Source organism: Roseospira visakhapatnamensis, assembly GCF_014197915.1.
Taxonomy (GTDB): Bacteria; Pseudomonadota; Alphaproteobacteria; order Rhodospirillales; family Rhodospirillaceae; genus Rhodospira; species Rhodospira visakhapatnamensis.
Genome location: NZ_JACIGK010000030.1, coordinates 45,271 through 52,463 on the forward strand (window position 1 = coordinate 45,271; position 7,193 = coordinate 52,463).

9 protein-coding genes and 1 pseudogene are annotated in these 7,193 nt (G+C 70.2%); 9 read left to right on the forward strand and 1 reads right to left on the reverse strand.

All coding sequences use genetic code 11. From position 1 onward, the window contains the following. The first annotated feature begins 71 nt into the window (after positions 1–71). The 6 genes from GGD89_RS16215 to GGD89_RS16240 are packed head-to-tail and all read left to right on the forward strand — an operon-like array spanning position 72 to position 5,223. Entirely contained in the window at positions 72–812 is a 741-nt protein-coding gene (locus GGD89_RS16215) for a P-loop NTPase family protein (protein ID WP_184047328.1), read from the forward strand. Continuing rightward, on the forward strand, positions 809–1,294 hold the full coding sequence (locus tag GGD89_RS16220; RefSeq protein ID WP_184047331.1) for a P-loop NTPase family protein: 486 nt from the start codon (positions 809–811) through the stop codon (positions 1,292–1,294). Before GGD89_RS16215 ends, GGD89_RS16220 begins: the two co-directional genes overlap by 4 nt. Positions 1,295–1,320: 26 nt before the next feature. Beyond that, a complete protein-coding gene (locus GGD89_RS16225; protein ID WP_184047334.1) occupies positions 1,321–1,692 on the forward strand; it encodes a TrbC/VirB2 family protein in 372 nt (123 codons plus the stop codon). Between the two features lie 5 nt (positions 1,693–1,697). Further along, positions 1,698–1,997 carry a hypothetical protein gene (locus GGD89_RS16230; RefSeq protein WP_184047337.1) on the forward strand — a complete coding sequence of 100 codons (300 nt, stop codon included), beginning with the start codon at positions 1,698–1,700 and terminating at the stop codon, positions 1,995–1,997. Then, the gene (locus GGD89_RS16235) at positions 1,997–4,387 is read left to right on the forward strand and encodes a VirB4 family type IV secretion system protein (RefSeq protein WP_184047340.1); all 2,391 of its coding nucleotides are present in this window, start codon (positions 1,997–1,999) and stop codon (positions 4,385–4,387) included. Before GGD89_RS16230 ends, GGD89_RS16235 begins: the two co-directional genes overlap by 1 nt. Beyond that, entirely contained in the window at positions 4,384–5,223 is an 840-nt protein-coding gene (locus GGD89_RS16240; protein ID WP_184047344.1) for a hypothetical protein, read from the forward strand. The genes GGD89_RS16235 and GGD89_RS16240 overlap by 4 nt, the downstream gene beginning before the upstream one ends. Positions 5,224–5,234: 11 nt before the next feature. On the opposite strand, the gene GGD89_RS16245 is transcribed toward GGD89_RS16240, so the two are convergent. Continuing rightward, positions 5,235–5,657, reverse strand: coding sequence for a hypothetical protein (locus GGD89_RS16245; protein WP_184047347.1), 423 nt, complete (start codon positions 5,655–5,657; stop codon positions 5,235–5,237). Between GGD89_RS16245 and GGD89_RS16250 the strand changes: the two genes are divergently transcribed. The 3 genes and pseudogenes from GGD89_RS16250 to GGD89_RS16260 all read left to right on the forward strand — a co-directional run. Next, positions 5,647–6,768: a hypothetical protein gene (locus tag GGD89_RS16250; RefSeq protein ID WP_184047350.1), complete on the forward strand. Its 1,122-nt coding sequence runs from the start codon at positions 5,647–5,649 to the stop codon at positions 6,766–6,768. The two genes, GGD89_RS16245 and GGD89_RS16250, sit on opposite strands and share 11 nt — an antisense overlap. Positions 6,769–6,778: 10 nt before the next feature. After that, the gene (locus tag GGD89_RS16255) at positions 6,779–6,964 is read left to right on the forward strand and encodes a hypothetical protein (RefSeq protein WP_184047353.1); all 186 of its coding nucleotides are present in this window, start codon (positions 6,779–6,781) and stop codon (positions 6,962–6,964) included. Beyond that, positions 6,961–7,193: pseudogene (locus tag GGD89_RS16260) on the forward strand (hypothetical protein); the annotation flags it as partial. The gene GGD89_RS16255 and the pseudogene GGD89_RS16260, both read left to right, overlap by 4 nt.

The window sequence follows — 7,193 nt, forward strand, 5'->3', positions numbered from 1 at the left end:
CCCGGTCCACCCCCACGGCGTCGGACACCCCCGAGTAATCCCGAATCACAAAGAAAGAAGGACGTTCACTGATGGCGGCCATTCACATGACGTTGCAGGGCAAGGGCGGTGTCGGCAAGAGCTTCATCGCCAGCCTGCTCGCGCAACACTTCCTCGCGCGCGGCCAGGCGCCGATCTGTCTGGACACCGATCCGGTGAACCAGACCTTCGCCGGCTACAAGGCGTTTTCGCCGGAGATCATCCGCCTGGGCGAACGCCCGGACGAGATCAATCCCCGGTACTTCGATGCGCTGATCGAACGCATCATGGCGGCGCCCGAGGACGCCGTGATCATCATCGACAATGGCGCCAGCACCTTCATGCCGCTGATCGGCTACATGGTCGAGGCGCAGGCGCTGGCGATGCTGCACGACGGCGGTCACCAGGTGCGCCTGCACTCGGTGCTCACCGGCGGCCAGGCCCTGGAGGACACCACGGTCGGCCTCGCCAAGCTGGCGGCGATGATCCCCGACCTTCCCCTGGTCGTCTGGCTGAACGAGTACTTCGGCGCTGTCGCCCGGCAGACGGCGAAGGGAGTGCAGTCCTTCGAGGACAGCCGCATCTACCGCGACCTGGCGCCGCGCATCGTCGCCATGATTCGCCTGCCCGAGGTCCGCAAGGAGACCTTCGGCAAGGACATCGCGGCCATGATGGAGGCGCGGCTGACCTTCGAGGAGGCCGTCGCCGGCGAGACCTTCCCGATCATGGCCCGCCAGCGGCTGCGCATGACCTGGGCGACGCTGCACCAGGCCATGGACGCGGCGCGGCTATGACCCCCACCACGCCCGACATCGCCCCAGACACCATGCCCGACACCATGCCCAATCCGACCTCCGCCCTTGGGCCGGACCCCGGCCGCCTGCCGCCACCCCGGAGCTTCGACGAGCTGCGCGCGCAACTGCTGCAGGCGCATGGCGTCGGGGTGGGGGCGGATGACCCGATCCTGCTTGCCTACACGCTGCACCGGGTGGCCCTGGAGGAAGTGGCGGAGACCCTGGCCACGGCCCGGGGCGACCTGTCCGCCGCCGTGCGCGACGCCTCGACGGAATACGCCGTCAGCCTGCGCGCCGCCCTCGACGCCCTGCTGTCGGACAGCACCCGGCAACGGCTGCTCGCCATGCAGGAGGCGGCCGTGCAGGCCGACCGCGCGGTGCTCGCCCTGCGCCGCACCCAGCGCTGGCTGGCGTTCCTGTCCGCGCTCACCGTCATCGCGGCCCTGGTGTCGCTGGCGGTGCTGACCGCGACCCTGGTTTGACCCTCTCCCTCTCTGGAGTCTTCTCGATGACCGATCCCAACACCCCCGCCGTTCCCGCCGCTCCGGTCTCTTCGTCCTCTGTCGTCCCCCCCTCCGTCGTGCCCGGCGCCCTGGGTTGCGTGCTCGCCGGGGCGCTGATCCTGGACCCCGGCCTGGCCCACGCGGCCACCGGCAGCGACTGGACGGCGCCGATCCTGGAGTTCCTGGAGAACCTGACCTCGGGCGCGGCCAAGCTGGGCGCGGCCATCCTGGGCATCGGCATCATCGCCATCGGCCTGTGGGCCGCCTGGACCGGGCGCATGGACTGGCATCGCTTCGGCTTCGCGCTGGTGGGCGGGCTGCTGGTCATGGTCGGCCCGAAGATGGTGGAGATGCTGTTCAGCGCGTCCGGCGGGTGAGCCCCATGAAAGCCGCTTCCGCCGTCCTCATCCAGACCCAGCGGCCGATGATGGTGCTGGGGCTGCCGCCGATGCTGTTCATCCTGGCCGTCGGCGCCGGCGCCGTCGCCGTGGCCCTGTGCGTCCTCCTGGACGTGCTGGCGCTGAGCATCCCGCTGGGGATGACCCTCATCCTGGCGCTCTGGGTCCTGTTCTGGCGGCGCTGCCGGCGGGACCACCACTATGACCGCGCGCTGATGTTCACGCCGCGCTTCTGGCGCGGCGCGGACACCCGGACGCTGGTCAGCGGCCGGAGGGCGCGCTGATGCCCTGGGACAGCATCCTGGCCACCGGGGTGGTCGCCGGCCTGGCCGGCGCCGCCGTGGTGCCGGCGCTGCGCCGGGCGACCTTCGGGACCGTGCGCCACGACTGGCTGCAGAACGAGCTGAGCCTGGACCGCGTGGAGCCGGACGGCCGCACGATCCGCGACCAGGCCGGCGGCCTGACCCGGGCCTGGCGGCTGCGGGGCGTCAGCTACGACGCCAAGGTGGAGCAGGAGCAGCACACCCTGCTGCTGGGCCGCACGGACCTGATCGGCACCCTGGGCGACAAGCTGGGCCTGGCCCTGCGGCTGCTGGCGGTCAAGCGCCGCCGGCCGCTGCAGGTCGCCGCGTCGTGGCCCAGCGAGACCCTGGCGGAGATCGGCCGGGGCGAGGAAGGCCGCTACACCTCCAGCCACGAGGTGGCCTGGATCCTGATCGCCTCGGGACACACCATGCAGGCGCTGCTGGACGCCGACCAGCACATCCACGCCCGCCTGGCGCCGTACCGGCCCGAGGCGGTGACCCGGCCCGAGGACCCGGCGGCGCCGTGCCCGCTCACCGGGCTGCTCAACGGCCTGGTCTGCGGCGAGTATCGCGACGACCTGCCGGCCGTCTCGGCGACCCTGTCGGGGTCGCTGGCCGGCGCCGACCTGCAGGTCGACCGGACCGGCCTGCTGCGCACCGACGGCGCGGACGGCGCCACCTGGCACCGGGTGATCGGCATCCGCGAATGGCCGGCCACGGTCTCCGGCCGGCTGATCGGCGAGTTGCTGGCGCTGCCCGGGGACCTGGAGATCACCCAGGTCTGCGAGCCCTTCGGCCGCGACAAGGCGCTGATGCTCTACAAGCGCCAGCAGCGCGCGCAGAAGAGCAACATCTTCTTCCCCAACCTGGCGCTCATCGGCGAGACCGACACGGTGCTGGACCTGCTGTCCGAGGGCACGCTCACCCTGTTCGCCACCCAGGTCCAGGTGATCGCCCGGGCGGCCAGCGAGGCGGCCCTGGAAACCCTGGTCACGGCCATCCGCGAGATCCTGGGCGACCGGCGCATCGCCTACACCGTGGAGACGGTGGGCGCGCCCATCTGCTGGTTCAACCGGCTGCCGGCGGCGCCGTCGCGCAAGGCCCTGCAGCCGGGGACCCGGCTGTTCCGGCCGCTGATCCTGCGCGAGGAGAACATCGCCGCCCTGTGGCCATGGCACCACGCGGCCACCGGCCTGCCCACCAGCCCCTTCGGCGCCAAGCCGGTGCGCCTGTTCCGGACGCTGTCGGGACAAGCCTACAGCTTCCAGTTCCACATCCAGGACAAGCCGCAGAGCCGGGGCAACTACCTCGTGTTCGCGCCCACCGGCGGCGGCAAGTCGACGCTGATGCTGCACCTGCTGGGCGGGCTGGCCAAGTTCGAGGGCGTGCGCAGCTATATCTTCGACAGCAAGGAGGGGGCGCGCTTCATGGTCGAGGCCCTGGGCGGTGTGTACCAGGGCTACGATACGCTGCACCTGAACCCCCTGGACGTGGGGCCGGACACCCCCGGCGCCCGCAACCGCGTGGCCATGATCCTGCGGGCACTCTGCGGCGACCTGGTGCTGTCGCCCGAGGACAAGGAGGCGCTCGGCCATGCCGTCGACCTGGCGTTCCAGCTGGAGCCGCCGCACCGCACCCTGACCGAGATCTTCAGCCACGCCTTCCCCCGCCGCTCGGACCTGCGGCGCCACATGGCGCAGTGGGTCGTGGACGACAAGGGGAACCGGGGCCAGCACGCCCACGTGTTCAACGCGCCCCATGACAGCCTGGGCGGGATCCTCGACCACTACATGGTGGGCATCAACATGAGCGAGGCCCTGGGCGACCCGGACCTGGGTCCGCCCGTGGTCGGGCACATCGCCGAGGCCATCGGCCGGTCGGCGTCCCGCTCCACCCGGGGCTTCACGATCTTCATCGACGAGGCCGCCAAGCTGCTGCAGAACGCCGGCTTCATGGCCCTGGCGGCCGAGATGTTCCGCGAGTACCGCAAGCTGAACGGGGCGGTCGGCCTGGCCTTCCAGGACCCGGCGGCGCTGCTGCGCTGCCCGGAGAGCGCGGCGTTCCTGGAGAACGCCTCGACCTTCATCTTCCTGCCCAATGCCCAGGCCAAGGCCGACAGCTTCACGGACTTCGGCCTGAACGACGAGCACCTGGCCTTCGTCATGGGCCAGACCGTCACGCGCGGCCGCCGTCAGGCCCTGGTCATCAAGCGGGACGCGGCCTCGGGCTTCGACGAAAGCGCCATCCTCGACATCGACCTCGGCTACCTGGGCGATGCCTTGCGCTTCTACCGCGCCGGCACCGACGCCAACCGGCACCTGGAGACACTCAAGCAGACCTGGGGGGACCAATGGCGCGCGCATCTGTGAAAGCCCGCCTCGCGCGCGGGGTGGCGCGGGTGGCGATCGCGGCCGTGCTGGTGGCCGGCGTGCCCACGCCGGCCCTCCCGGCCATGGCGGTGATCGACGCCAGCGCGCTGGCCAAGCTGAGCGAACAGCTGAACTCCATGAAGCAGCAGATCGAGGCGGCCTTCGAGCAGATCGAATGGCTGACCCGGCTCAGCGAGCAGCTGCAGGCGGCCTCGGACCTGATCCAGGACCAGATCGACGCCATCGGCGCGGTCGGCCAGATCACGCTGCCGTCCCTCAACCTGGAGAAGCTGACCGGACAGATCAGCCAGGACATCCAGTGCCTCGCCGTGGACCTGGAAGCGCTGATGCCCAGCCTGGACTTCGGCGACCTGGACTTCGGCAGCATCTGCGCCGGCCGCACAGCCTACCAGCGGGCGCTGTGGGTGGACCCCGAGGCCATCGGCGGCCACGGCGGCCCGGTGACCTGGGAGGCCCGCAAGCGGGAAAGCGAGGCGGTGCAGGCGCGGCGCGAGGCGCTGGCCAAGGAGACGGCGACCGCCGCCCTGGCCCAGGCCGACCTGGCGGCGACCGAGGTGGCCGAGATCAACCAGCGGGCCACCGAGGACCTGGAGGCCACCGTCAAGGCGGCCAAGAGCATGAACGAGCGGCTGGCGGCCATCGCCCAGGGCTCGGTGCTGACCAACCGCCAGCTGGTGCACCAGAACCAGCTGCTGGCGCAGATGCTCAAGGTCCAGGCGGTCCAGCTGATGATGGACACCCTGCCGCTCAGCGACCACCCGGACTTGCCGGACCCGGACGCCCCTCCGCCTCAGGACGACGGAGGGATGCCATGAGCCCGCGCGCCTTACTTCTTCTGCCGCCAATCCGGAACGTCATCACAGGACTTGGTGAAGATGTTCGAAAGGTGATCTCGCTCCGTCCAATGCGATGGATCACCGTAGCATTTGCGCCAAGCATTATCAAAAACCCAATACGTCTGCTGAAGGTCGTAGCAGGCCCGGATTTCCTCGGCATCCGGACTATCGGCAAACTCCGGTTCGACTTCTTCCTTGTCGCGCCACCGGAACTCATCCTGCAACGCCTTGTACGCTCCTGCATCACACGGTTCCCAGGCGGCGTCCAGTTGATCGCGCGTGCGAAGCTCGGCCCAATAGCGTTCCGCCCGAGTGTAGTCGAAGAAGCTCTCGGGGGTGATGCGCCACTTGTCGAAACCACCGGCCCCCGCCTCCGGCGCGAGCACAAAGGAGGCCAACAGAATGGATAGCAATCCAGAGTGTTTCAGTTGCGCGATCGTGAACCAGTACGTCGATTTGGCGGGACGGTTCACGGAGGACCTGTCGCGGGATCTGGTGGGACCGATGTGGGCCATGTTCGGGGCTCTCGCGGCGCTGTGGGTGGTGGTGCAGGGGATCAGGATCATTCTCGCCACCCTGGACCTGCGCCAGTTCGGGCAAGAGCTGATCTACATGGTTATAGCGGCGGGGTTGATGGCCGGACAAGGTCCCTCGCTCGTCAATGCCGTTTACACGGCCAGCCTGACCACCATGAGCGGCGGCGCCGCCTCGGTGCTGACCACCGGCGCGGTGGGCCGGCACACCGTCTCCCTGGAGCACGCGCCCGAGACCACCGCATCCTCCATCGCCAACCTGGAGGGCATGACCGCGCTCGTCTGGACGGCCGAGAACGGGATCTACGAGGTCTTTAAAATGGCCGCCCTCATCGCCGCCGAGGGCGGTGTGATGTCGGCCAAGGGCATCGGCGCGTTCGTCTACGCCCTGCTGCTGTTCATCCCCTACCTGCTGCTGATGATCGTCTATGCGGCTCAGGTGGTGGTGTCGATCTTCCGCATCATGATGCTGGCGGCGTTGTCGCCCATCCTCATGCTGATGTTCGGCTTCAACTTCGGGCGCGCGATGGTCTGGACGGCCCTGCGCACCCTGTTCGCCGCCTTCATGGTGCTCTACGGCGTCACCGTGGCCCTGGCGGTCTGCCTGTACGGCGTGCAGGCCCTGGGGGTCGCCGACGCGGCCGCCGACGAGAACATCCGCTCGCTGCTGTCGCTCGACAACCCGACGCTCTGGGTCGCCATGATCCTGGGCTGGATGGGCACGGCCTTCATGGCCGAGGCCACGGCGATCGCCAACAGCGTGGCCGGCTCGCACCTCACCAACACGGCGGCCGGCATCATCACCGCCGGCGTCTCGGCCACCGGCCTCGGGGCGCTCAAGGCGGCGCGCGACCGCGCGCCGTCCCTCGGACAGGCCCTGGGCGCCGGCGGCAAGGCCACGGCGGTCGCCGCCTCGGCCTCCCATCAGGCGATCCGCGCGGCGGCCCAGGCCGTCCGGACGCGCCTCTCCACCCCCACCTTCGACCGATAGAGGTTGCATCATGACCCTGACACACGCCCGAACCGTCTCCGCCATCGTCCTGCTGGCCCTCGCCCTGGGGGGCTGCGCCACTGGCGGCGCCCGCGAGATGCCCCAGGAGGGCAGCGGCAGCGACGCCATGAAGAAGAGCCCCTGCGCCTGCCTGCCGCTCGACTTCAACGCCGGGGGCTACCTGTGGCGGGGGTGACGGCATCGCTGGCCCGCCTGGGCGAGGTCGCCCGGCGCCTGGGTGGGACCCGGCCCGGACGCCCGCCCGGCGCCCGGCGGGACCCGGGCTTCGGCGCGGCCATCCCGGCGCCGGCCGCGCCGGCCGGCCATCCGTCGGTGGTGGCCGCCGATCCCTATTCGTTCGCCGTCGCCCACCGGCGCCTGGCCTGGCTGCTGCGGCTGTCCACCATGACCAACGCCGGCCTGCT